This window comes from Adlercreutzia shanghongiae (genome assembly GCF_035830635.1).
In the GTDB taxonomy this organism is placed as follows: domain Bacteria; phylum Actinomycetota; class Coriobacteriia; order Coriobacteriales; family Eggerthellaceae; genus Adlercreutzia; species Adlercreutzia shanghongiae.
On sequence record NZ_JAYMFI010000003.1, the window covers coordinates 56,648 to 79,097 of the forward strand.

Annotated in this window: 17 protein-coding genes and 1 tRNA gene; 6 read left to right on the top strand and 12 right to left on the bottom strand. The window is 61.5% G+C overall.

Annotation, left to right across the window (positions count from 1 at the left end; translation table 11 throughout):
* Window positions 1-2 precede the first annotated feature (2 nt).
* The 6 genes from VJ923_RS02325 to VJ923_RS02350 all read right to left on the bottom strand — a co-directional run bounded on the left by VJ923_RS02325 (window position 3) and on the right by VJ923_RS02350 (window position 8,269).
* A complete protein-coding gene (locus tag VJ923_RS02325) occupies window positions 3-5,147 on the bottom strand; it encodes an InlB B-repeat-containing protein (protein WP_326438684.1) in 5,145 nt (1,714 codons plus the stop codon).
* A 314-nt stretch (window positions 5,148-5,461) separates the two neighbouring features.
* Window positions 5,462-5,962 (bottom strand): hypothetical protein, encoded by a 501-nt coding sequence (locus tag VJ923_RS02330; protein WP_326438137.1) that lies wholly within the window; start codon window positions 5,960-5,962, stop codon window positions 5,462-5,464.
* Window positions 5,963-6,178: 216 nt separating this feature from the next.
* On the bottom strand, window positions 6,179-6,367 hold the full coding sequence (locus VJ923_RS02335; protein WP_022738207.1) for a 4Fe-4S binding protein: 189 nt from the start codon (window positions 6,365-6,367) through the stop codon (window positions 6,179-6,181).
* A gap of 187 nt (window positions 6,368-6,554) precedes the next feature.
* A complete protein-coding gene (gene hypE / locus VJ923_RS02340; protein WP_326438145.1) occupies window positions 6,555-7,580 on the bottom strand; it encodes a hydrogenase expression/formation protein HypE in 1,026 nt (341 codons plus the stop codon).
* Window positions 7,562-8,002, bottom strand: a complete 441-nt coding sequence (gene nikR, locus VJ923_RS02345; protein ID WP_326438147.1) for a nickel-responsive transcriptional regulator NikR — start codon at window positions 8,000-8,002, stop codon at window positions 7,562-7,564. Before nikR ends, hypE begins: the two co-directional genes overlap by 19 nt.
* A gap of 12 nt (window positions 8,003-8,014) precedes the next feature.
* On the bottom strand, window positions 8,015-8,269 hold the full coding sequence (locus tag VJ923_RS02350; RefSeq protein WP_326438149.1) for a dynein gamma chain protein: 255 nt from the start codon (window positions 8,267-8,269) through the stop codon (window positions 8,015-8,017).
* A gap of 158 nt (window positions 8,270-8,427) precedes the next feature.
* On the opposite strand from VJ923_RS02350, the gene VJ923_RS02355 reads away from it, so the two are divergent.
* Window positions 8,428-8,871: a hypothetical protein gene (locus VJ923_RS02355; protein WP_326438151.1), complete on the top strand. Its 444-nt coding sequence runs from the start codon at window positions 8,428-8,430 to the stop codon at window positions 8,869-8,871.
* A 36-nt stretch (window positions 8,872-8,907) separates the two neighbouring features.
* On the opposite strand, the gene VJ923_RS02360 is transcribed toward VJ923_RS02355, so the two are convergent.
* Window positions 8,908-10,320, bottom strand: a complete 1,413-nt coding sequence (locus VJ923_RS02360; protein ID WP_326438153.1) for a phosphohexomutase domain-containing protein — start codon at window positions 10,318-10,320, stop codon at window positions 8,908-8,910.
* Between the two features lie 342 nt (window positions 10,321-10,662).
* On the opposite strand from VJ923_RS02360, the gene galE reads away from it, so the two are divergent.
* A complete protein-coding gene (galE, locus tag VJ923_RS02365; RefSeq protein WP_326438155.1) occupies window positions 10,663-11,880 on the top strand; it encodes a UDP-glucose 4-epimerase GalE in 1,218 nt (405 codons plus the stop codon).
* 177 nt (window positions 11,881-12,057) lie between these two features.
* Here galE and VJ923_RS02370 read toward each other — a convergent pair whose 3' ends face one another.
* Both VJ923_RS02370 and VJ923_RS02375 read right to left on the bottom strand, forming a co-directional pair.
* A complete protein-coding gene (locus tag VJ923_RS02370) occupies window positions 12,058-12,675 on the bottom strand; it encodes a 4Fe-4S dicluster domain-containing protein (RefSeq protein ID WP_326438158.1) in 618 nt (205 codons plus the stop codon).
* Between the two features lie 14 nt (window positions 12,676-12,689).
* The gene (locus VJ923_RS02375) at window positions 12,690-15,167 is read right to left on the bottom strand and encodes a molybdopterin-dependent oxidoreductase (protein ID WP_326438160.1); all 2,478 of its coding nucleotides are present in this window, start codon (window positions 15,165-15,167) and stop codon (window positions 12,690-12,692) included.
* Window positions 15,168-15,384: 217 nt separating this feature from the next.
* On the opposite strand from VJ923_RS02375, the gene VJ923_RS02380 reads away from it, so the two are divergent.
* Entirely contained in the window at window positions 15,385-16,866 is a 1,482-nt protein-coding gene (locus VJ923_RS02380; RefSeq protein ID WP_326438162.1) for a helix-turn-helix transcriptional regulator, read from the top strand.
* Between the two features lie 164 nt (window positions 16,867-17,030).
* Here the strand turns inward: VJ923_RS02380 and VJ923_RS02385 are convergent, their stop codons facing one another.
* Both VJ923_RS02385 and VJ923_RS02390 read right to left on the bottom strand, forming a co-directional pair.
* Window positions 17,031-17,459: a VanZ family protein gene (locus VJ923_RS02385; RefSeq protein WP_326438163.1), complete on the bottom strand. Its 429-nt coding sequence runs from the start codon at window positions 17,457-17,459 to the stop codon at window positions 17,031-17,033.
* A gap of 49 nt (window positions 17,460-17,508) precedes the next feature.
* Window positions 17,509-18,198: an HAD family hydrolase gene (locus VJ923_RS02390; protein WP_326438165.1), complete on the bottom strand. Its 690-nt coding sequence runs from the start codon at window positions 18,196-18,198 to the stop codon at window positions 17,509-17,511.
* A 120-nt stretch (window positions 18,199-18,318) separates the two neighbouring features.
* On the opposite strand from VJ923_RS02390, the gene VJ923_RS02395 reads away from it, so the two are divergent.
* The 3 genes from VJ923_RS02395 (at window position 18,319) to VJ923_RS02405 (ending at window position 21,233) form a co-directional block, all read left to right on the top strand.
* On the top strand, window positions 18,319-19,827 hold the full coding sequence (locus VJ923_RS02395; protein WP_326438167.1) for an aldehyde dehydrogenase family protein: 1,509 nt from the start codon (window positions 18,319-18,321) through the stop codon (window positions 19,825-19,827).
* A gap of 125 nt (window positions 19,828-19,952) precedes the next feature.
* Window positions 19,953-20,027, top strand: a tRNA-Gly gene (locus VJ923_RS02400).
* A 117-nt stretch (window positions 20,028-20,144) separates the two neighbouring features.
* Window positions 20,145-21,233, top strand: coding sequence for a HipA domain-containing protein (locus tag VJ923_RS02405; RefSeq protein ID WP_326438169.1), 1,089 nt, complete (start codon window positions 20,145-20,147; stop codon window positions 21,231-21,233).
* 33 nt (window positions 21,234-21,266) lie between these two features.
* Here VJ923_RS02405 and VJ923_RS02410 read toward each other — a convergent pair whose 3' ends face one another.
* The gene (locus tag VJ923_RS02410; protein WP_326438171.1) at window positions 21,267-21,611 is read right to left on the bottom strand and encodes a GIY-YIG nuclease family protein; all 345 of its coding nucleotides are present in this window, start codon (window positions 21,609-21,611) and stop codon (window positions 21,267-21,269) included.
* Window positions 21,612-22,450: the final 839 nt, after the last annotated feature.

The following is a 22,450-nucleotide window of genomic DNA, read 5'->3' on the forward strand; positions in this document are numbered from 1 at the left end:
CCTTAGGCCGTGCGGGCAGCGCGGGCCGCGCGCGTTTCTTCAGTCGTGACCTTGCTGGTCAGGTGGTTGTCGAAATCGCCAATCTTGCGAGCATAGCCGAGACGACGGGCCACAACCACCGCAGCGTAAGCCACCGTGAGCAGGATGCCGAGGGCCATCACCCAGTGCACCCAGCAATGCGGCTCGTCGAAGGCGCCGAGAGCCGTGGCGTCGTCTTCGATGGTCTCCTCGCCACCGATGCGCTTCACCGTGGGCTCCTCGTCATCGAAGGAGGCAAAGCCGGCCATGGGCACCTCTTCATCAAGGATGACGCTGGCCGCCGTGCCGAAGCCCGCGGCCATGGCGCGAGCGCGCTCGGGACCGGCCAGGGTGGTTACCACGGCAGCGGCCGCGTTGACCACCGAGTTGCTGCCCTCGGGCATGCCGGCGCCCAGGCTGGAATAGGGACGCTGGGGCAAAAGCGGGTTCTTCGGGGGCACTACAACCGAGCCCGCCGGGCCGATGGTGAAGGTACCGGGAATGACCTGCACATCGTAGTTGGCGTTACGCAGATAGTTGGCCGTCAGCACCTCGGGGTAGAAGCCCACTTCCTCCGCGTCGTTGATGCGGCCGAAGGTGATGGCGCCCAGGTCGGTCTCGTTCACCAGGTCGCCTTCCACAATGGCTCCCTTAAACTCCGGGTCCAGCGTGGAGACGACCTTGAAGGAGTCCTCCACCGCGATGGTCACCGGGCGCGGCAGAATCTTCAGGTCGATAGAACCCGTGTAGGTGCCGTGGTCGTCGCAGTCGACGGTAAAGTTGATGGTGCGGTTGCCGGCGTTGGTGTAAGCCGTCGGAGCATCGAAGGTAACGTGGGCCTTGTTCTTCTCCTCGTCGGCCACGGTGTAGGTGATGGCATGCTCCTGGCCGTCGTAGACGCCCACATACCCTTCAATGGTCACCGGGCAGGCGGAGCTGACCACGCGGATGGTGCCAAGGCTCGAAACCACGTCGTAGTTTGCGGACTGCGCCGTGTAAGCGCCGTCCTCGTCAGCCCAGATCAGCTCGAAGGTGTTGGCGACCTCGTCACCCACCTGGAAGGCCTGGCCCGTGGTGCGGTAGCCGAGCGTCTCGCCGTTCTGCAGACCGGTCACGGTCATGCCCGCGCTGGTAGCGGCGTTGCCGTCGAAGGGATAGATGATCGAGCTGGTGGTCACCTTTAGGGTGGCGGGCTTAATCGTCACGGACACGCCATCGACAACCTTAAGCTCGTTGCCGTTCTTGTCGCGAACAATCACCTTCAAGTTCGCGGCGCTGTCGGCCACGTTGGTGGCCAGGGCGAAGCGATCGCTCACTTTCACGCCCCGAGCCTGCAGCTCCACCGTCTCCCCATCCTTCATGAGGTTCTCGATGGCGGCCGCCTTAACGCCGTGGGCGCGTCCATCGTAGGTATAGGTTGCAGAGAAGTCGGTGGCATCCAGGCCCTCCACATCCAGCTTCCACTGAGCGTAATAGGTCGTGGTGCCCGGGGCGAAGGTCTTGGGGAGCTCCGTTACCGTTGCGCCCTCGCCGTCGGCCTGCGTGTTCCAGCCGGCGAACACATAACCGGCGCGCGTATAGCCCGGCTCAAGGGAAACACTCGGAACCGCTCCGTCGGTCACACCCTCGGCGCCCTCCTGGGAGCCCGTCGCATTCTGGGCGTTCTTGTCGAACACGATAGAGGCCTTGTTCGCCGACCACTTGGCATAGTAGGTCGTCTTGCCCGCCGGGAACGTCTCGGGCAGCGTCACCGGCTCGCCCGCGAAGCCCTCGTTGGCGTACCAGCCCTCGAAGGTGTAGCCCGCACGCTCCATCGTCGGCCACACGCTCGCCTCGATAGCCTCATCGGTCTCGCCCTCGATGGTCACGGTCTCGTGATCCGCAGACACGAGCTCGATGGAGGCGTTAAGGGCGCTATAGGTCGCGGTGTACGTACGGTCGTAGGAAACCATCTCGTCTTCGAGAAGCGTATCGCCGGCATTGCCGCGGCCCTCGAAATACCAGCCTGCGAACTCATAGCCCGCCTTCGGGTCTACCTCAGGCGCCTGCGGCAGGTTCTCCTCCGGCCAGACCACGTACTCCTTCACCGTGTTGCCGTTCTCGTCTGCGGCAAGCGGCTTACCGTCGATCAAAAGCGCACCGCGGCTGTCGGAGGCGAACTTCACCGTCATGCGACGCTCGAAGCAAACCTTGAACACCAGAGGAGCATCGCTGTCGGCGGGAGCGAACAGGCACTCGGTAATCTGGCCCGCATAGGTCTTATCGCGCCGATAGTCGTCGGCCTTGTAGCCCGTAGCCTCGCCCTCGATGACCTCGGGGACGTTGAGATAGACCGGATTAAGGCTCGTATCGAACTGGACCAGCGTCTCGGGATGGCACTGCATCTTATCCTTAACCACCAAGCTGGGGCTGTCCGGATAGCTGCCATCGGCGTTCATGAGATAGTACTCAATTTCGTAGGCCGCGTCCTCATAGTCGATGGTGCCGTTGTTGATAGCGAAGCGAGCCTCGAAAACTGTGTCCTCGTAGCACTCTCCGTTGTTTTCGAGCGTGGTCTTGTTCAGGTGCTGCTTAACCGTCACAACATCGAGATTCGTGAACTCACTAACTTTCTCGCCCTCGCCGGCGCCCTGCGGATCCACCTTGAACCATCCCACAAACATATAGCCGGGAAGCACCTTCACCGTGCAGCCGCGAATATTCGATTCCGCGCCCGGATAGATGTCGGTGTCGTAGAAGGCGTTGCCAAAAGTCAGCGCCGTCTCGCCGCGGCACACGCGGCCACCGAGGTTGGAGCGATAGGTAATTTCGGCGCGCTGGCTAGAATCGGCCACCCACTTCGCGTAGTAAGTCGTCGTGCCAGCGGCGAACTCGCTCGGCAGCGCCTGAATGGCACCGTCACCCAGGCTCTCGTTCGCGTACCAACCGGCGAACTTGAAGCCAGGACGAACGGGCGTGGGAAGCTCGAGGCCCTTGGTAGATTGCCCGGTGTAGCCGTCGTAAGAGGCAACGGCATCGGGCTCGCCGTTCGTAGCAACCTTGCCGCCCATGGCGTTGAACTCGAAGGTAGCGGGAGCGCCCTTCCACTGAGCAATATAGGTCACGGCCTCCGAGCCCATGATGGCAGAGTCGCCGGGCTGCTTCGTCGCGCCATCCTCGGCCACCCAGCCATCGAACTCGTAGCCGTAGCGCGTCGGTGCATCCATCAGCCAATAGCGGCTGCCCTCGTTCACGCTGATAGCTTTGCTTTCCTTCTGGTTGCCGGCAAAAGCTCCGCCGTTGGGATCGAAAGTCACCACAGGCGCATTGGCAGCAATATAGCGCGCGTAGAAGGTCGTCGGCGCGGCCTCTTGGTAGACAGCCGGAGCCTTGGTGCGATAGGTGGCATCGGTGTACCAGCCATCGAAGACGTACTCGCGGTTGTCAGTTGTAAGGACGCGGCTGAACGTCGTCTCCCCAACAGTGAGCTTGTCACCCTCGTCGTTGAAGGTCGGCAAAGTGACGCTTTCGTCCGCCCCATAGGAAGCCGTTGCCAGCTTGGTTCCCGCAGGGGCGTTCACCTGATAGGAGACTGCGAAGCGGTCGTTCGTATTCAGAGACATCTGAACATAGACGTGGTAGGCGCTCTCCAGCTGAGTGCCGTTGCTGTCGTTGGAAGCCAGAGGGCCCTTGATCAGATAGGGGGCATAGCTGTACGTCCAGCTGTCGTCGTAATGGGGGCGCTTGGTCTCATTGTCGATGACGTCTTTGTAGTAGCTGGCCAGGCCAAGGCGAATCTCGCGGTCGGTGGGACGCTCGGCGATCATCGACTCCAAGCTGACCGGGACGCCGCCGCAAAGCGTTCCCTCGTAGAGGCTTTCACCTCCGGCATAGCCATCGGGCAGGACAATGGAGCCCGATCCCAGGAACTGAGCCTTGGAGGCGGTTGCGCTTCCGCCCTCTTCGGCAGGAACGAAATAGAAGTAGGCAAGCTGCTCGCCAGACTCAGCAGGCAACGCGCGAACGCTCACGCTGTAACGCGTGTCCCCGCAAGATACCACCGCGTCGCACACCTTGTTCGCCTTAACGGTAACCGCAGACTGATTGGCGCCAGTAAGCCAAAGGGCTGTGCCTGCGTTCTCAGTCTTCCACTCATGCACATGGCTTTCATTGCAAACGAGCGAACGGCTCTCGCCGACATACATCACCAGGGACGTTTCTTCCCCGCTCGGCACCTCAGGAGCCTCCGGGTTGTCGCTACCGTCGCCCGCGTTGGGGTCCTTGGGCTCATCGGAACCCGACGGGGGCACTACGTCAGCGCCGCCCTGGTTGTCGCCCTCGGTCGTTCCCGGCACTTCGGGGCCCTGGTTCTCGTCACCCTCGTTCTCTTCGGGAGTCGCAGGCTCCGTCAGCAGAAGGGCGACCAGCGAAGGAGCGCCATCAATAACAAAGGAGAGCTCCGTGGGGTCGGGCACGACCGTCGTATCGAGCGCAAGCTCGCGCGCCTCTTCGCCGTTGATAGCGAAGACGCTCAGCCCCATCGTGGCCCCAAGCGGATTGACGATGGTGGCCATGAGGGGCTCGTCCACAGCCAGCGGCTGACCGTCCTCGTCAAGCAGCGTGATGCTGTAAGCCACGCCGCCCTTGACGCTCAAGCCCTCGCCCAGGACGGTTCGGACCGCCTCTGTCACCTTGTCGGTGAAGGCCGTTTCAACCTTCAGAGTAGCGCCGGCCGGAAGAGAAGAGTGGTTCACCGGAGCAACGCGCACTGTCACGCCATCGTTCGCCTGAGCGGTCAGCGCACCGAGAACCGTCTCGGAAGAACCATCCGCGGTATCGCCAGCGTCGCCCTCGGGCGTCGTCTCGGAAGCCGGACCCTTGTCCCCCTCGGTCGTGCCAGAGGTCTCGGGGGTCTCGCTTCCGTTCTCCGACACGCGCTTGATGGTCGCATCGGGATCAACCTGAGACGCGGTCTCAGAAGCCACCGTCGGCTCGGCCACATCCCCATCGAATCCCTCGGCTGCAAGAGCCGTACCGGCAAACGCGGAGACGTTTAAGAACGAGAGCGTCAACAGCACCGAGAGAATGGTCGCGACGACCTTTCCCTCGAGGCAGTTACGCGCGTCGGCGAGTCGCTGTATCGTGTTCATTTCCACCAACTTCTCCTTAAACCCGGCGGCACCTTGCCGCCTTGCTTCCACTCTCTTTATGTTCGTCTTCGACGCGTGCAAAAACCTGGACGCTCTTCGGCCCAGTTCTCAGCATCGATGAGGATTTTACGCAGCATTTACTAGGGCGTCAGGAGGATAACCGGTATTTGAAATGACAATGACATGGCAATGCTAGGGAATTTGCCGCCAAATTGTCAATTTCGTGTTCTGAAACGGTAATGACAGGTATGAAAAAGGCGGCCAAGGCCGCCAAACAGCATGCTTCTAGATGCCGTACTCTAAAGGGGATAGCCTTAGGCGCGGGCCCCGCCTACCAACATCGCCAGCTCGCGGCGATCGTGGAAGGGCTTGGGCTGATCGGGATGGGCGACTTCGACAACCTCCCCTTCCCAGGTAGAGCCAGCATCGCTGAACTTCGAGGAGCGCACGATGCGCTGGAAGCGAACGCGCGAATTGGAAGGCAGCTCGGCCAAATCGAACCCGTAGGTGAGGCTCGAGAGCACCGTTTGAAGAGCCTCGACCAAATCGGTATCGGGATTGAGGCGGATGACGCCCAGCTCGCTGTTGTAGATAAGACCTGGCGCCACAAAGATCGTGCGAATGCGCTCCTGGCGCTTCTTTTCGGCCCAATGAATAGCCAAGCACGCCGCAATGATGATGACCCACCACACAACGGTGACCACAAGATCGAGGGGGTTATCGACGAGATTGAACTGCAACGCCTGCCACAGCCAGAGAAACAGCACCGACGCCAGCAGCAGCACAGCAGCTATGATCCAATTGCTTTTTCGCATGCGGCGTGACTCCCAAGGTGTTTCTCGTGGTGAGCGGTTTGTTTCCATTTTGCCAATTTTACAGCTTTCAAGCATGACATTCTAGCATTAATCGCGTGTTCGCTCGCCAAATCGCAAAAGAGCCCGTCGCTTGCGCAACGAGCTCTTTATGTTTGTGCTTTGCTGCGCGGGACCAGCGCGAAACACTGACCCGTTCAGCTATGGGGAAACGCTCAGTTAGTCCTCGACGATCTCGGGGATGGCGCCCATGGGGCACTCCTCGACGCAGTCGCCGCAGGCGATGCAGGCTTCCTCGTTCACGGCGTCAGCGACGCCGTTGACGACCTCGAGCACTTCCTGGGGGCACGCGTCAACGCAGATGCCGCAGCCGATGCACTCGTCAGCTTCGATAACGGGATGAGACATGGGAGGCTCCTTCTGTTCTCGGTGACATTCCTCGTCTATGAAGCAGGAGCTTCTCGCTCCCGGTAACTTCACTGCGCAAGATACCATGAAAGCCCCTAAGCGCAAGCAGGAAATGCGAACTTTTCAGGGGATGGCCGCGCTTGCTGCGAAAGCCCCGCCCAAACCCTCGGTGAGCGGCGATTCAAAGCTAGCAGATGCGCGGAAGCTGCTCGCCCACCAGCATGTCCAAAATGCGCGTGCTGCCGAAAGCGGTGCGCAGAAACACCTTGGGTCCGCGAGCGGCATCGGCTTCGGTCACCCGGCCGATAATGGCAGCATCGGCACCGTAGGGGCTCTTGCGCATGGCGGCCAGGGCGGCGTCGGCCTCATCGGCCGCCACCACGCACACCATCTTGCCCTCGTTGGCCACCTGCATCACGTCGTAGCCGAGCATTTCGCAAGCGCCCAGCACGGCGTCTTTCACGGGAACGGCATCCTCGTTCACCGTAATATCGGTGCCGGACTGCTCGGCCAGCTCGTTAAGCGTAGAGGCGATGCCGCCACGCGTGGGGTCGCGGAAGCAGCGCGTGTTGGGCGCCGCGGTCAGCACATCGGCAATGAGGTGGTTCAGCGGGGCGGCATCGCTTTCGATGGCGGCCGAGAAATTCAATCCCTCGCGGCAGCTCATGATGGTAATGCCATGGTCTCCCAGGGTGCCGCTCACGAGCACCGCATCACCCGGGCGAATCTGAGCCCCTCCCAGGTTCACGCCTTCGGGCAGCGCGCCGATGCCGCTCGTGTTAATGTAGATGCCGTCGCCGTGGCCCCGATTCACCACTTTGGTGTCGCCGGTCACGAAGCGCACGCCGGCCTCCTTCGCCGCCTCGGCCATGGAAGCGCAAATGCGGCGCAGATCTTCCATGGGAAAGCCCTCTTCCAAAATGAAGGCGCAGGAGAGATACAGCGGACGGGCGCCGGAGGTTGCCACGTCGTTCACCGTGCCGCACACAGCCAAGCGGCCAATATCGCCGCCGGGGAAGAAGTGCGGCGTCACCACGAAGCTGTCGGTGGAATAGGCCAGGCGCTCGCCAGGGGCGAGGGACGACAGCACCGCCGCGTCGTCGCCGCGCAGAAGCTCATCGCTGCCATAGGCCTCGAAGAACACCTCGTCGATGATGCGCTTCATCATAGAGCCGCCGGATCCGTGGCCCAGCATTACCTTCTCGTCTGCCATCGCAGATGCCTTCCCGTCGTAGTGAGCACGAGCTTGCCGTTCTTCACGCCCTTCGTGCCCAGGATAAGGTTCGCCACGCTTTGCACCAGGCCCGTCTCGCCGCGCATGACGATGACTTCCAGGCACATATGCTCGTCTACGTGCACGTGCATGGTAGAGATAATCGTGTCGAAATAGTCGTGCTGAATGGTGTGCAGCTTCTCCTGCAAATCGTTTGAATGGTGGTCGTAGACGATGGTGAGCGTGCCCATGACCAAGGCGCCCGGCGTGGCGCACTCCTCTTCCACAAGCGCATCGCGCACCAGATCGCGCACCACTTCGCTGCGATTTTTAGCCAAGCCGCGCCGGGCCACGAGCTGGTCGAACTCGACCAGCAGGCTCTCGGGCATGGCGACGGAGAAACGAACGAGGTCGTTGCTCATCGGCCGCGCCGCCTAAACGCGGGCAACGGTGAAGCCGGCGGCCTCGGTGGCGTCGTCTTCCATGGCATCTTTGGCCTCGTCCAGGGCCGCGCGCACCTCGTCAAGCAGGTGCATGACATCGTGCAGCTTCTCGCCTACCGTAGTAAACCCGGCGTCCGAAGCCAGATGCCCCAAGTCGTGCGCATGGCGGCGCTCCAGCTTGATATGGTCATCAATCTGGTCGATCATCATTTCCAGCTGGCCGGTGTTAACTCCGTTGGTGCACATGGGCGTCTCCTTTGACTTGCGTAGCGTTGGGGCCTTTACGCCGCCTTGCCCGGCCCTTCGCGAGCCGCGCGCGTGGCCTTCTGTTTGCTACTATATAAAAGTAAGGAATGTTTTATCGCGACCGCTGGCGCAGTGCAAGATGGAGTGTGATTTTTTCCGTGAATAGTAACATGTTTGAGGTAACGGGCGAATCCGTGCTCACGCTTTACGGAAGCCACGTAACCGGTGCGCCGACATCGACGCTGCTCGTGATAAGCGGGACCGCTTTAAACGAAACGGCGCGCGAGGCGCTGGAAAAATCGGCCGCGAGTCTTGGATTCGGCACAGCGCCGTTGGCGCTGGCGACCATGGAAACCGCCGAGGGAAAGCTCGGTGCCGAAGACGTGCGCACCATCGTGGAAGGACTCGATCCCGTAGCGCTTGTGGCCACAGACACCTCTGCAACCAAAGCACTGTCGGCCGCCTACCGCACGCCGGTCACCCTAGACGAGGCCAACCGCCTGCTCGGCCGCACGGCCGTCGTCTTCCAAGACTTCGAGTCCCTCATGAAAACGCCCGCCGACAAGCAGCGGGCGTGGGCGTTGCTGAAAAAGCTGCGCTAACCAGTCGCGCCTAGTCGGAGCAGCTTCGCTTATAGCTTAAAGGCTCGTCACCACCGCTTCGGCGGCGTCGAGCAGGGCGTTTACCTCCTCGGTGGTGGCGGCTTCGGCGTAGATGCGCACCAGAGGCTCGGTGCCGGAGGGACGCATCATGACCCAGGCATCACCCTCCAGCAAGAGCTTCACGCCGTCGCGGCGGTCCACGTCGATAACGCGCTTGTCGGCCACCGCATCGGCCGTGTAGTTCGGCACCGTTTCTGCGCGGAAGCGCTCCATCTGCTCGGGAGTGATGGAAAGGCCGCGGCGAGCGAATTCCAAACGCCCGATGTCTTCCAGCATCTCGTCCACCAGCGTGCCGAGGTCCTTGCCGGACTGGGCCATGCACTCGGTGAGCAGCAGCGCCATGAGCAGGCCGTCGCGCTCTTTTACGTGCCCGGGAAGCCCAATACCGCCGGACTCCTCGCCGCCGATCATCACGCCGCCCTTCTCCATCTCGCCGTAGATCCACTTAAATCCGACCGGCGTGCTGACCAGTTCGAGCCCCAGCTTGCGGCACATGCGGTCGAGCATGGCCGATGCGGTCACCGTGGACACCACGCGGCCCGTCTCGCCGCGATCGACCATGTGCTTGGTGAGCAGCGTGATGATGCGGTGGGCGTTCACGTAGTTGCCGCGGGAATCGCCAGCGGCAATGCGATCGGCGTCGCCATCGTTGATGAACAGCGCGTCATAGCCGAGCTCGCCCACCTTGGCGAGGCCCTCGTCCACCCAAGGCTGGATGGGCTCGGGATGCAGTCCCGCGAACGTGGGGTCTTCCCCGTTGTGAATTTCCACCACTTCCACGCCCATGTCGCGCAGGAGGTCGGCCAGGTAGTGACGGCCGGCACCGTAAAGCGGGTCGCACACCACGCAAAGCCCCGCAGCGCGGATGGCCTCCACATCGACCAGCTCGCGCAGGGCGGCCAGGTAGTCGGTCATGAGGTCGGCCGTTTGGAAGAGGCCGAGCACGTCGGTGGGCTCGGGCGGCAGCACCGCCTCCACACGGTCGGTGAACTCGGCGGGGCTCGCGCCGCCGTCGGCCATGCGCAGCTTCACGCCCAGATACTCGGCAGGGTTATGGGAGCTCGTGAGCATAATGCCGCCCACAGCATCGTCGTTGTGCGCCACCGACCAGCACAGGGTGGGCGTGGGGCAGTAGTCTTCCGTGAGCAGCACGTTGAAGCCCTCGCCTGCGGCCACCTGGGCGGCCAGCTCGGCGTAGGCGTGGGCATCCTGACGGCAATCGTGACCGACGATGAGCGTACCCGGAGCATCAGCGTCGCGCCCCGCGGCCACGGCCTCCTCCTTGAAGATGCGCGCCGCCGCCGCGATGACGCGGTTCAAGTTGTCGGGCGTGAAATCCTCCCCGATAATGGCGCGCCAGCCATCGGTTCCGAAATGAATGTCAGCCATGATGCGTTCCTTCCAGTTCTTGGGCTCGCAAAAACGGCAGGGCTGCTTACGTGAAGAACGGAACCCTGTCGGCAGTTTCTACTGCGCTGATTATAGTTGATGCTTCTTCGAAGCGAGTTTTTGGCTTGAAAATCACGGTCCTTTGACCATTTCGGCCCCTCTGCGGTGAGTTCAGTGTCGCTTGTCCAACGTTTTCCCAGGTCGCGTATGACAGAAGCGCCTTCTTCGACTTGTTTCGGTCAAAGAATCGCGTTTTTGAAGCCATTTTTCGCGCAGCAAGCCCTAGGCTGGTACCATACTGGGTATAGAAAATGCTTTTGATGCCCCTCGAAGGAGACTGCTATGGCGAATGCACTGTTGGCGAAAGACCCCGCGCAGACCTGCGTGCTGGTGACGGGGGGCGCCGGGTTCATCGGCAGCCACACGGTGGTGGAGCTGCTCGAGCGCGGTTACCAGGTGGTTATCGTGGACGACCTGAGCAATTCCAGCCGCGAGGCCGTGCGCCGCGTGGGCAAGATTGCCGGGGTGGAGCCCGTGTTCGCCGATGTGGCCTCCGAAGAGCTGGCCGAGGCCGCGGCAACTGTCGCCGGCGCCGAACTCATCGATGTCACGTCCGGCCCGTCCCTTACCTTCTACGAGGCGAACATCCTCGACCGCGCAGCGCTGGAGACCATCTTCACCATGCACCCGGTGGATGTCATCATTCACTTCGCCGGCTTCAAGGCCGTGGGCGAAAGCGTGGCCAAGCCGCTGGAATACTACTGGAACAATATCGCCGGCACCCTGGTGCTCGCCGAAGTGGCGCGCGAGCACGGCTGCAAGAACATCGTGTTCTCGTCGAGCGCCACGGTTTACGGCGACCCGGAGTTCGTGCCCATCACCGAGGCGTGCCCCAAGCACAACGCCACGAACCCCTACGGCCAGACCAAGAGCATGCTGGAGCAGATCCTCACGGACCTGTACGTGGGCGACAACGAGTGGAACGTCGTGCTGCTGCGCTACTTCAACCCCATCGGCGCCCACGTAAGCGGCACCATCGGTGAGGACCCGAAGGGCATTCCGAACAACCTGCTGCCCTACGTGGCCCAAGTGGCCGTAGGCAAGCTCGAGCGCGTGGGCGTGTTCGGCGACGACTACCCCACCCCCGACGGCACGGGCGTGCGCGACTACATCCACGTAGTGGACCTGGCCCGCGGACACGTGGCCGCCCTCGATTGGATGGCCGGGCGCGTGGGCACCGGCGAGCCCATCGGGCTTGGGTCGCTGGCCGGCGAACCCGCTGAGGACGGCTCGCGCCGCGGCGTAGGCATCTTCAACCTGGGCACGGGCAACGGCTCTTCGGTGCTCGACGTGATTCACGCCTTCGAAGCAGCCTGCGGCCACGAGATTCCCTACGAGATCATGGACCGCCGCCCCGGCGACATCGCCGAGTGCTACGCCGACGCAAGCAAAGCCCGCGACGAGCTCGGCTGGGTGGCCGAGTACGATATGGCCCGCATGTGCGAAGACGGCTGGCGCTGGCAGTCCCAAAACCCCGACGGGTATGGGGATGCGGAATAACCCTGCAGCACCGTAGATACCGGGAGCGCCCAAGGCGCTCCCTTTGTTTTTGGGCCCCGCAACTCGCACGTTCGGGTTTTCTGAGACGCAATCAAGCAAAAAGAAGGGCGCACCGTGCAGGTGCGCCCTTGGGGTGAAGCAGAGGGAGGGATCTGCTTCGGGTATAGGTCTCGTTTTCTACACCAGGTAATAGGCGTTCGGGCCCGTTCCCTCTTCGGGAAGAAGCTGGATGTACTCGCGCGAGGCGACAAGCTTCGCCACCTCGGACTCGGGATCGTCCAGATCGCCCCAGAAGCGGGCGCGGCCAATGCAGAACTCCATGCAAGCCGGCACTTCGCCCTTCTCCACCAGAGGCGCGCAGAAGTTGCACTTCTCTACGACGTTGGCCTTATGGGCCGGCGCCGTTTCCACGCCGAACGTAGCGTCCATGGCGAACTTCGGATCCTCCACGAAGGTGCGTACGCCTTCGTAGGGGCAAGCATTGACGCAGGACTGGCATCCGATGCACACATCAAGATCCTGATGAACGATGCCGGTTTCCTCGTCCTTCCACGTGGCACCCGTCGGACAGACGGCGGCACAGGCCGGCTCGTCGCAATGCTGGCACGACACGGGGAAGAAGCGCATGGCGTTGTTGGGGTACTCGCCCGACGGGGTGTCACGGCTGTTTCCGCCTTCGGTCTGCACATCGTTGTACCACACATCAACCGGAAGGTTGTTCGCCATCTTGCAGGCCATGGAGCACGCATGGCAACCGATGCAGCCCCGCAGATCTACTACCATTCCATATTGCATAGCTCATCGCTCCTTTAGTGCTTCTCGATTTCGACCAGCTGGTCGTTGATGTTGAAGTTGGGGCACGCGGCGCTGTCCTCATCGTTCATGACATCGCAGATGCTGCCACTGATGTACTGGTCTGCCGTAAAGCCGTTGGGCATGCTGGCCAGGCCTTGGGGCATACCGTTGTGAATGCGGGCTCGCACCACCGTCTCACCGCGGTCGTTGAAGACGCGAACCTCGTCTCCCTCTTCGATGCCGCGGGCCTCGGCATCGGCCGGAGAGATGAACACACTAGGCTCGGGATCAAGCTCGCGAAGATTCGGCACGTGGCTGAACTGGGTCTGGGTTCCGTACTTCGCATGCTCCTGCATGAGGGAGAGCGGGTACTTGTCGGCAAGCGGGTTCTTCTCGAATCCGGCGGCCGTCTGGTTCCAAGCCTCGTGGGGCGGTCGGAATCCGGGCACATGCTGCCAGCTCAGATCGTTTTCCTTGCACGGAATAGCGTCGCTGCCACCACGGATGGGCTTCTCGACGTACAGGTTGAGCTTGGTCGTGTCGGTGCCCCACACGCCGTCCTCACCGTAAATGTAGTGGTAGTCGTTCTCCACATGGTAGGGGGCCCACACGCACTTGTTCTCCTTGAGGTCGTTCCACATCTCGGTGCCGTAGGCGGCCTCAAGCATCTCCTCCTGGGTCCAATCCCACCACTCGGGATACCCCATGGCATGGATGAGCAGCTTGGCAATCTCGCAATCGCTCTTGGCTTCGTAGAGCGGATCGATAGCCTTGTCCTGCATGAGGAGGAAGGGATAGAGCGTCTTCCAACCTTGCACGTCCATCTCTTCGAACCAGTCGGTGCAGGGAAGCAGAATGTCGGCATAGCGGGTGGTGTCGTTCATCTGGAAGTCGATGACGACGAGCATCTCGAGGCTGTCGATGGCCTTGATGAGAGCCTGGCGGTTGCCATGGGTGTGGAACCAATCGCCCGACATGACCAGCAGGTTCTTCAGCGGAATTTTCTCGCCAGCATAATCGCCGGTCTCGAAGAACTTCACCATTTCGCTGGAGGAAATCTCCACCAGCTCGCCGATGGGCTCGCTGCCCTCCACGGGCAGAATGTCCGGCACGTTGTAGGTACCGCGCGGGCGGTAGAAGCCGGCGCTCGCGCCCGACTTGCCGATGTTGCCGGTCAGCATGGCAAGAGCATTGGAGGCCAGGTAAGCCTTGTGCGCATTCTGGCGATGCTCGTGGCCCAGGCCCTGGTAAAGGCTGCTGGGTGTATTAGTGCAGTACACCTCGGTGATTTCGTCGATCATCTCGACGGGCACATTGCAGGCCTCCGCCGCGTACTCCTTCGTGTAGGGGGCAATCGCCTCAACATAGAGGTCATAGCCGGTGGTTACCTTGAAGCCCTCCACCTCGTAGGTTCCGGTGAGCATCGGGTCGGCGCATTCCTTCGAAGCCACGGGCTCTTTGGTGGCGGCGTCGATGACAATCAGGTCGTCGTCCTCTTCCCCGACCGTCGCGTCCAGGTCGGATTTGCGCAAGAACGTCTGGTCTTCTTCCTTCACCAGGAAGGGGGCCACGGTGTTGGTCTTCAGGAACTCCTCGTCAGTCCAGCCCTTCTCGATAATGATGTTGCCCATGGCCATGAACAGGATGGGGTCGGTGGCGGGGCGAATGGGAACCCAGATGTCCGCCTTGGCAGCCGTGCCGCTGAACTTCGGATCGACCACGATGAGCTTGCAGCCTTTCTCCTGAGCCTCATGCACCCAGTGCCATTCCTGGTAGCGGCTGTCGGTGAAGTTGCTGCCGATGAAGATAATCGTCTTGGCGTTCACATAGTCGGAAGGATCGTTGCCGTTAAACACCTTCTTGAAGCGTCCAAGGCTCTCGAGCATGCCCTTGTTGAACTCGTTGTCCACGTCGTAGGCGATCTGCACGCCGCCGATAAGCCCCTGAAGGCGGCCGAGGGCAATGGTGAGGGCCACGCCGCTGTTGCCCGCAGCCGTATACCAACCGATGGACTGGTTGCCGTACTTCTCGATGTCGGCCTTCCACTTGTCGGTGATGGTGGCGATGGCCTCGTCCCAGGAAATGCGCTCCCACTCGCCGCTGCCGCGCTCGCCCACGCGACGCATGGGGTACTTGATGCGGTCGGGGTTGTAAACGCGCTGGGGAAGTGACATGCCCTTAAAGCAGATGCGGTTGTACTGCGGATCGAGGAACTCGCCATTGGTCACGCGCACGAGCTTGCCGTCGCGCACATGCAAATCGAGGAAGCAGCCCTGGTTGCAGTTGCCGCGGCAGGAACCTGCGAAGTGGAGGGTCTCGGAACCGGTCGCAGACAGGCTCTCGCCTTCCCCGCTCTTCTCAGCGTCCCCCTGAGGCGCGCAACCTGCCAAGGCACCGAGCATGCCACAGGTGCTGGCTGCTCCCACGGCAGCTCCGGTGCTTTTGAGGAAGGCGCGCCGGGTCAGCCCCTTGGCCATAGTTTTCTCAGCCATGAACTCTCTCCTTCTTTTTCTCTCTTCTCACATCGCCTCTGCGTTCGCCGAACGCCTGGCGACGAGAACCATAGCGAAGCGAGACCGAGACCGGCATCCGCTGGCGCATCAGATATTTTCGGAATCGCGGATATCATACGATTCGGATGATGGGGCATCTATCTGGGTTTCAGCTATACTTCTTCTACCGAATAGCCATGTCGAAGGAGGTGCCCTCATGTCGCTTCGCAACCCCTTTTTGCTGGGGCTCTCCCTCGTTGCCATTGGCATCTGGTTCAACTTGGTGGGATATTCCGGCGCCTTTTCTGCCTATGGGAGCCTCGATGCCGCATTCGAAGACACCCGGTTCGCCTTTTATGTGGGCCGCGTCGTTATTGCCGCATGCCTTATGCTGATGCCTGCCTTCTTCGAAAGAAGCGTCTTCCCTCTCACCATCGTCATGACGCTTATCATGGCTTTCGGCACCCTAAGCCTTGCCCTGTCGTTCAACCAGACGCTCGTTCCGCCAATCGTCCTTGGAGCAGGAGCATCGCTTTTCCTCGGGATTAGCTACATGTGGGTAGACGCCGCGCTCTACGTTCGCATCGCCCAGTCTGTGGAAGCCCCTCTCGTGGTGCCGGCCATCATCGGCGCGCAAATTGCCGAGCAGCTTCTCGGCGCCGTCTTCGGATCGCTGGCATTGGGTGGCGTGCAGCTGCTCATCTGCTGCGCGGCTCCCCTCCTTCCTTTGGCAGTACTGCTTTGCGTCAAGCCCCAGCACCCATCGGGCGTCCAGACCAAGCCCCTGGAAGGAGCCGCTCGCACGCACTTTCTGGCCCTCATCGCCGTAGCAGGCGTCGCCGTTCTCGCCATGGGCGCCATGAGCAGCGTAGGGACCTGGGGGGCAACGCGCCCCGACTATGACTCGGAACGCCTTGGGGCTTCCCTGTGGTTCAACCTGCTCTCGTGCTCCTTTGCCGTAGTGTGCTCGCTCTCGCTGCGCCACAGCGATAACAAGCCTATCAGCTACCGCTTTCAAATTCCCTTCCTGCTCATTTCGTGCTCGCTCGTGATTTCACTGTACGCGAACACCCTGCTGAGCTCGGGAACGCTTTTCGTGGACGCCCTGATGACCGGCGTGGAGTACTTCTCCCATATCTTGTTCTGGGTGATGATCGTTCAGGCCATGCAGCAGCTTGAAGGGTCTCCCTACCGCCCGGCGGGCGTGGGCATGCTCGCCTACAGCATCTTCTCGCTCCTGTGGATTTCCTCCATTGAGGCCAACAGCGATCTGGCGATATTCGTTCTCATCTCGCTCATCTGCGGACTCGTGTTCATTGTCTCGGTTCACCCGCGCTTGCTGTACGAGAAGAGCACTCCTGCTATGGCGGACAGCGACGAGCTGAACGAGTACGCCGTGGAGGGAGATCGCACCATTCCCGTGGAGGCGAACAGCATCGGGCTCTCGCTCATGCTTGCGCGGCGCTGTGCGCTGCTCGCCCAGGAGTACGGCCTCACCAAACGAGAGGCAGAAGTGCTCAACCTTCTTGCCCAGGGCCGCACGAAAACTTCGATTTGCCAGCTTCTCACTATTTCGGAGGGGACGGTGCGCACCCATACCGCGCACATCTTTCACAAGCTGGACATCAACTCGCAGCAAGAGCTCGTTGCCATCGTCTACGGAAGCGACGTGGAAGACTGGAGCCGCGAGCTAGCCTGACGCATCATGTTTTTCTGCGATATTTGCAGAAATTGCGCGATTGTTAGACGTTTGAAAGCGTCGAAGGCGGCTCGGCGAGTGAAGGCCGCCTTGTTTCCTGAAAGAAATCCCAGGTCACAGCAACCTGGTGATGGCGGCAATCGGCAGCCGCGAAGAGAGAATGTCTAACAATCGCGGAAAACGCGCAAATGAGAGGATAAACTTGCGCTGGACAGCGTCGCCGCCGCGCTGGCACCCAAGGCGGCGCCCAACGTGTCGGTAAGCCAGTCGGCGGGGTCGCACAGGCGACCGGGGACGAAGGACTGGTGGAACTCGTCGGTTACGGCATAAAGGCTCGCAAGAGCAATGGCGATGAGCGCAAGCTGCACGGTCTTCGCGTTGGGCCAGGTCTGGTGCGCCGCAAGGAAAAGCAGCACGCCGAAGACGAGGTATTCCGTGAAGTGAGCCGCTACGTTCACGATGTCGGTTTCGGGACCAAACACCGGAGCGACCAGTCCCACGAGCCACCGCTTTATCGCAGCCAGGGGACCCGTGCCATCGAAGTCGCTTCCCGCGTGGGCCGACATGAAGAAGATGACCGCCGCCCAGAGCACGACCAGCGCCCAAAGAAATATTGACTTCGTCCGACGACTCACAGCGCAGCTACACAGCCTCGGGCGCGAGGGCGAGAATCTGCTCGGGATCGTCGGCCAACACGTCGGGCTCCCAACCCTCGGCAACAAAGTCGCTCGGATCGTGGTAGCCCCACGTCACGCCCACCGCATAGCAGCCGGCATTGCGGGCAACGTGAATGTCTCCCGGCGAGTCGCCAACGTACACCGTGCGCGCGGGCGTACTGCCCAGCTCTTCGATAACCGTGAGCAGCCCATGCGGGTCGGGTTTGCGAATGAACCCGTTCGGGATATCTTCCCCATGCTGCACATCCACCGCACCGGGCAGGTACTTATTCATGGAGAACTGCACGCCACGGTCGAACTTGTTGGAGAGCACCCCCAGTTTGCAGCCGCGACGACGCAGCTCGGCAAGCATATCCTCGATGCCCGGATAGGGGTGCGTCAGGTCGTTCGGATACAGGTCGTAGGCCTCTTTCCAACGGGCGAGGGCCGCGTCGGCCACATCCTGAGGTGTGCCCTCGGGCACGGCCTGATAGATAAGCGCTTTCGCGCCATTGCCCACGTAGGAGTTAATCTCCTCGCGCGTGTGCGTCGGCATATCGAACTCGGCGAGCACGTCGTTGGTGAGCACCGCCAGGTCGTCCAGCGTATCGAGCAGCGTTCCGTCCAAATCGAAGATAAAGGTTTGGAAGGGCGGCGTAAGTTTCGTTGCAGCCATAAGGCATGGTTCCTTTCGTGCTTTTGAGGGCCACATCATTGTAACGGTTACTCCCTCTCAACGGGGAAACAGCCGCCTTACTGATAGGTTAAGCTCACGATTCCAAGAAAGGGATTTCCCATGAGCCAGACACTCGACAACCCCAACGCCGCCGGCGCCAACGCCTCCGTTCCCAGAACCTCCGACGCTGGCGCGACAGCCGCCCCCGCGGCCGGCGATTACGGCGTGGCCACCTCGGTGGCCGACGTCCAGAACCAGGTAAACGAGATGCAGGCTTTCTTCGAAACAGGCGTCACCTTGCCCGTCGCGTTCCGCTTGCGCCAGCTGCGACGCTTGCAGGATTACCTGGTTGCCCACGAGCGCGAGGCGCTGGACGCCCTCCGTGCCGACCTAGGCAAGTCTGCCTTCGAAGCCTATGCCACCGAACTCGGTCTGGTCTACGACGAGATTCGCCTCTACCTGAAGAAGCTGCGCCGCTGGGCGCGCCCGCGCCGCGTGCCCACCTCGCTGGCGCACTTCCCGTCCACCTCCACGGTATACCCCCGCCCCTACGGCGTGGCAGCGGTGCTCTCGCCGTGGAACTACCCGTTGCAGCTCTCGCTCGTCCCCCTCGTCGACGCCATCGGTGCCGGCAACTGCGTGGCACTGAAGCCCTCAAAGGCCTCGCCCCATACTTCGGCGTTTCTGCGCACCCTGTGCCGCGAGCTGTTCGACCCGCGCTACGTCTACTGCTGGCGCGGATCCAGTGAAATGAACGACTGGCTGCTGCAAGTGGAATTCGACAAGATTTTGTTCACCGGCAGTCCGCGCGTGGGCAAGGAGATTATGGCCGCGGCGGCGCAGAACCTCACGAGCGTCACCCTGGAGCTGGGCGGGAAGAGCCCCGTGCTCATCGCCGCCGATGCCGACATCCGCCGCGCCGGCCAGCGCATCGCCTGGGGAAAATGCCTGAACGCGGGGCAGACCTGCGTCGGCCCCGACTACGTGCTCGTGCACGAGGACGTAGCGGACCAGTTCGTGGAAGAGCTGGAAGCGTGGGTGCACAAGTACTACGGCGCCGACGTGCTGGCGAGCCCCGATTACCCGCGCATGATCAACCAGAGGCACTACGACATGGTCTGCAAGCTCATCGACGAGCGCCCCGAGGGAACGCGAATCGCCTTCGGCGGAGGCCGCAATGCCGACACGCTGCAGATTGAGCCGACAGCCGTAACCGGCGTGACCATCGACGACCCGCTCATGAGCCAGGAAATCTTCGGGCCGGCGCTGCCCATCATCACCTGGCGCGACCTCGACGAGGCGCTCGCCATCGTGCGGTCCATCAAGCACCCGCTAGCGTGCTACGTCTTCTCCCAAAGTCGCGATTTCCAGCAGCGCATCCTCAGGGCAGTCCGCTGTGGCGGGGCCACCATCAACGACGTGGTCATCCACGCGAGCAGCAACCGCATGGGTTTCGGCGGCGTGCAGAACTCCGGTATCGGCGCCTACCACGGCAAGGTGGGCTTCGATGCCTTCACCCACTACCAGTCCACCATGAGGAAATCGACCCTCATTGAAACCGGCATCCGCAACCCGCCGTTCGACGAAAGCAAGTTGAAGCTGCTGAAGCTGTTCATGCCGGGGAGGTAGATTTGTTGGCAACGCACCGCAGCGGGGCGCTGCTTGCCTTCGCCGCTGAGCCATGGGCGATGCGCCTGCGGAATGTGTGTTTCTTCCCGAGAGCGAAAAGGTGCGCTATAATTCCCTTCACGCATGCGGGCGTCGCCAAGTGGTAAGGCCCAAGCTTCCCAAGCTTGTATTCGCGGGTTCGAGTCCCGTCGCCCGCTCCATGAATCTTCGCGGCCCTGCCCACTGGCAGGGTCGTTTTTGTTGGAGCGGGTGTTCCTGGCTGCGGAAGAGACGCCGCCAAGTCGTGTGCGGAAAAGCCCGAGCGAAACGAGCCCGCTATGAAAGCCGCCTTTCGATATCTCAAGTGGAACGACGCCGTCGTCGGACTCGTCGCGCGCGACTTCTCGGTGCAGTTTATCGAGCCGCGCTTCAACACCGCTGTCGGCCTTTACACCCACGGACAAACAAGCTGGTCGCCCGAGCAGTTCCTCCAGTTTCTCTCTGAGCGCATCATGAGTCCGAGCCGCCGCGATATCGAGCGGCTCTTGTTCCGCTGCGGACTTTCGGAATACGACACGTTCAAAATCGCCGATGTGACTCACGCCATCAACCCGCGCGACGAGCTTTGGATGGCCCACAACGCCGAAGATCGCATGACCGACACGGCTACCGAGGTCTTCGACACCATCTTCCTCCAGTGCATCGATGCGGTAGGCGACAGTGTTGATACGCCCGAGGGCGCCAACGTAAAGCGCTACGGAGCGAGCCACGGCGCATACGGTATCGTGAAGCAGCGCATCAGCCCCCTTTCCACCGATGTTGAGTCGGAGGTGGCGGCCGCGCTTCTGGCCAAAGCGCTCGATGTTCCTTGCTGTCGCGCCTGGCGCTTCGACGACAGCGCGGTGTTCAGCGCTTTCGAATATGATTTCACATGTGAGCACTTGGTTCACATGCGCCGGCTGTTCGACGGCCCGCGCGGAGAAAACGAGCTCGAGAACCTGCTGGCGGTGCGCCCCCAGTACGCCGACGACTTCTACCGCATGATTGCCTTCGATTTCATCATGCGCCAAGATGATCGGCATCTTTCGAATATCGCTGTGCTTGTAACCGAACAAGGCGAGTCGTTCTACCCGCTCTACGACAATGGTCGCAGCCTGTTCTACGAGGACACTGAGGAATTCGCGCGGAAGGCCGCCACCGACCCGCGAGCCTTCGCCACAACGTTTGGCTATGCGGGCACCTATTGGGACCACGCCTGCGACATTGCCGTCAAGGGCGTGCGCTTCGGCGATCTGCTGAATCTCGACTTGGACGCGTGCGCTATTCGTTCCCTCCTTGCCGAAGCGGGGTTCACCGACTACCGTTTGGAAGCCGCTACCGAGTGGGTGGCAAATGCGTTGGCGTTGCTGCAAGGGCTGGACAGCTGATCGGTCGAAGCGGCAGCGTGCTGCGGGAGGGGACTACTTCCAGAGGCGCTGGGCGGCGGGATCGTCCAGCAGGCAGAGCTCCAGCAGCAGTTCCAAGTCTTCGGTATGGTCGGCGGCGGGGTCGTCGTACTTCAGCGCCTTCGCGGTGCCGGTTTCGAAGGCCCCCTCGCCGTGCTGCTTCCACAGCTCCTGCAGGCGCTTGTTGGGGCACAGCCCGTCGGCCAGCTGGAAGCGCAAGCGGTTGAACTTCGCGGGAATGTCGGTTGCGGTCATGAGGAAGGTCTCGCCCGTCACCGTGCAGCGGAAGTACAGCACGCCCATTTCGGGCCGGCGCTCGCGGTAGGCTTCCTTCATCTGCTTGCGACTGTCGGTGGTCATGACTGGTTCTCTTTTCTGACCGGGTTTGCTCCCCGTTTCCGTTCGGCGAAGAGCGTTTGGAAGGCTTTAAGCTTGAGGGCCTATTGTCGCTGAGTGCCCCCTCTTTGGCAACTGGCGATGCGATTGGGGCCGTAGCTAAAGACGATCAGCGCTGTAGTGAGAGGTGAGAAGCGTAGGCGCGTAGAGGGCAAGACGCACAAGCAGAAAGAGAAGCGCAAGGGGGGCGAGGACGAGACGCGCAGGGGGCATAGGGGGCGAGACGCGCAAGCAGGAAGAGAAGCGCCGGGGAGCGAGAAACGAAGGGGAGACGCCTCAAGAGAGGAGCCCTATACCCGGCACCGTTCTCCGGTTTTTGGAATATGTGCTTTAATGGCTCATGCCAGCAGAATCTGTACTCCGCTGGTGACAAAAAAGCACCTTTTCCAAAAGAGCCGTTCCAAAAAAGCACTTATTCCAAATCCTATGAGGCACAACCGTGCCTTTCGTTCTCTGTCATCAATGACATCGCTTGCTTGAACTGGGGTTTCTTCTAAGAGCTTTTTCGCGTCAGACGAGCCGAAAGCCGAAGATTTGGAAAATGTGCTTTTTCAACAGCGCGGCCGCCAAAAGGGAGCTCGATATTCCAAAAAAACACCTTTTCCAAACCTGAAGTCTCGTATGCACCTTTTCCAAATCTGAAACCGCAACGGCCGCGCATTACCCCCGCACGCGCTGGCTTGCACGCTGAAACCGAACAGTGGCTTCAGGCCGCAACGACCGAGCATTACCCCTGTGCGCGCTACTGAAACCGAACGGCAGCTTCGGGCCGCAGCGGCCGCGTGTCGCCCCCGCGCACACCG